General features: G+C 66.3%; 2 protein-coding genes. Both read right to left on the bottom strand.

Features of this window, described 5'->3' with window-relative positions:
• Window positions 1-17: 17 nt before the first annotated feature.
• Window positions 18-632: a hypothetical protein gene (locus GEV05_17125; protein ID MPZ45080.1), complete on the bottom strand. Its 615-nt coding sequence runs from the start codon at window positions 630-632 to the stop codon at window positions 18-20.
• On the bottom strand, window positions 632-2,197 hold the full coding sequence (locus GEV05_17120) for a hypothetical protein (GenBank protein ID MPZ45079.1): 1,566 nt from the start codon (window positions 2,195-2,197) through the stop codon (window positions 632-634). Before GEV05_17120 ends, GEV05_17125 begins: the two co-directional genes overlap by 1 nt.
• Between the last annotated feature and the right edge of the window lie 76 nt (window positions 2,198-2,273).

Below are 2,273 nucleotides of genomic sequence, written 5' to 3'. Positions count from 1 at the left end.
CACTGCGCGTGCGATCCTCATGGCTTGTGATCCATTTGCGGCGGGTTCAGCGTGATCCATGCCAGCTCGCATTCTGCGCGCAGATTGGGTTGTGCGGCACCCGGTTCCGTGCCGTTGTTCACCCGTTGCAGCACGCACTGGTTGATGTCGAACGCGCCCACGTTCTGCTTTTCCAGCAAGTGGAAGAAACGCATCAGCTCGCCCTCGTGCGCCAGCCGCAGGTTGAGCTTCATCAGCGACTGTGCCATGCCGAGCCGCGCCGCGTTCAGCTCCGGGGCATGAGGGTAGGGTTGCTGCGTGCTGATCTGGTATTCGGCGCCGAACATTTGCGCTTGCTGGTTCGCCGTGCGCAGCGCCTCCAGCCAGTTGATGCGTTCCTCCGGACCGATCAGGCCGTGCGTGCGCAGATCCTCGAACGCCGGCAGGAAGCGCACGATCAAGTCGCGCTCTTCGCCCGAGCGCTGGAAGCGGGTGCGGGCCTCCTTGAGCTGCGTCTCCTGTACGCTCAGCGTGCGCTGGGCCTGCTTGATCTGCGCGCGCGTCCAGGACACGGCGCCCGCCCCCGCAATACCCACGATCAACAGCACCGCGAATGGCAGCTTGAGCGCATTGAGATGTCGGATGGTGAGCATTATGCCGGCGGGTTCAATACGAGATGAACACGAAACGGCGCCGAGGTGGGCCGGTTGACGCTCTCGCTGGTGGAGCCCGAGAGCGCCATGCTGGGGCTGACGTTCAACGGCAGCGCCACGACGTTGACTTGCGCGACCGCCGGGTCCTGGCGCAGCGTTTCGGCAAAGCGCGAGATGGTATCGAGCGCGGCCCGGTAGTCGCCTCCGAATGGCTGGATCTCGGCCTCGATGAACGCGGATTGCTTGCGCTTGGCCGCCGCCGGCGCCCCCGGCGGGGCTGGCGGCTCGTCGGGCCGGCGTGTGCCAGTCTCCGAATCGAAATCGCGCAGGGCGTAGCGCCAGCCGAAGCTCTTCAGCTGAAAGGTCGGAAACTGCTCCAGCGCCCGGCTCACGACCAGCATCGCCGGCTCGGGCGTGTGCTTGACCGACTTCATGCGCTCGGCGGTCTGCACCGCCGCCACCAGGTTGTCCGCGTTGGTCGGCGTGGCCGGAAAGCTGCGTGTCACCTCCTGGTAGCGGCGCTGGAAGTCGGCGGCCTGGCTGATTGCGAGCGCCTGATCCGAGCGCAGGTCGTAGATCTGGTAGGCGTTGAGCGCGACCCAGGCGACCGAAACCCCGCCGGCGATCGCCGCGGTTGCATACAAGGCACGGCGCAACTGATAGATCTGAAAACGCTCCGTCACCGGGTCGGGCGCGAGATTGCCATGTTTCGGCTGCAGGCCGAGATAATGCAGGTAGAGCGCATCGGGCTCGTCCGAGACGATCGTCTCCGCCACGCCGGTGCGCGCGACGATTTCGGCGCTGCCGATACGGCTTGCCTGGGCGTTGGAGACTTCGCGTGCGATCGATTGCTCGAGACCCGCAAGGCTGCCGTCCCGATCGAGCACCACGACGGTCAGATTCTCGTCCAGGGTCATTACCCGCTGGGCGTGCAGGTACAGGCGCGTGTTCACGACCTCCTCGGTGAAGGCGCTCATGCGCGCTTGCGCGTCCGTCGTGTCGACCCGGGTCAGTCGGCTGATCCGCAGCTTGCCATGGCGCAGGAACGTCAGGCGCAGCCCCGAGCCGTGGCGCGCGACCAGCAGCAGGTTCGGGTTGGACGGGGCGATCTTCTGGCTCAGGGGCTCGGCGACCACGGACAGCAGGTGAACGCCGGCCACCGGCAGGTCGTGCGAGCGAATCTGCGTGATCCAGTTGTCGGCCAGCTCGGGGTTTGTCAGCGCGATGAAAAGATACTGATCGTCGCGCCGCTTGCCGGTATCGCGTCCCTGCAGCACCGCGGCGCAGTACGGGGTGTTGCGATACAGCTGGCGCAGCCGCCGGTCGATCAGCTCGTTGCGATCGCGCCCGCTTGCGTGCGGCAGCAGCTCGAAGCGGTAGTCCTCCTCGACCACGTCGACCATGACGTGCACCGGCACGTTGTGTATGGCGGCAAGAAAGCGGTCGAAGACCTCGCGCCCTTGCTCGTCGTTGCGGAATGTCCGGCAGCGTCCGAGCCTGCCGTTGCGCGACATGGCCACGGTGGCCTGCTCGGGCGAGATGCAGATGAGGAGCTTGTCGGCCATCTATGCGCTACCCAGAAAACTGCCCGCCCAGCGGGCACACGACGCTCCCCTCTCCCACCGGGAGAGGGGTTGGGGG

The sequence above is a fragment of the Betaproteobacteria bacterium genome (assembly GCA_009377585.1).
Taxonomy (GTDB): domain Bacteria; phylum Pseudomonadota; class Gammaproteobacteria; order Burkholderiales; family WYBJ01; genus WYBJ01.
The sequence above is the reverse complement of the archived record's forward strand: the minus strand, read 5'-3'. Positions and strand labels throughout refer to the sequence as shown.

Coding starts and splice junctions, on each gene's coding strand:
- GEV05_17125 (MPZ45080.1), bottom strand. CDS start 632: ATGCTCACCATCCGACATCTCAATGCGCTCAAGCTGCCATTCGCGGTG.
- GEV05_17120 (MPZ45079.1), bottom strand. CDS start 2,197: ATGGCCGACAAGCTCCTCATCTGCATCTCGCCCGAGCAGGCCACCGTG.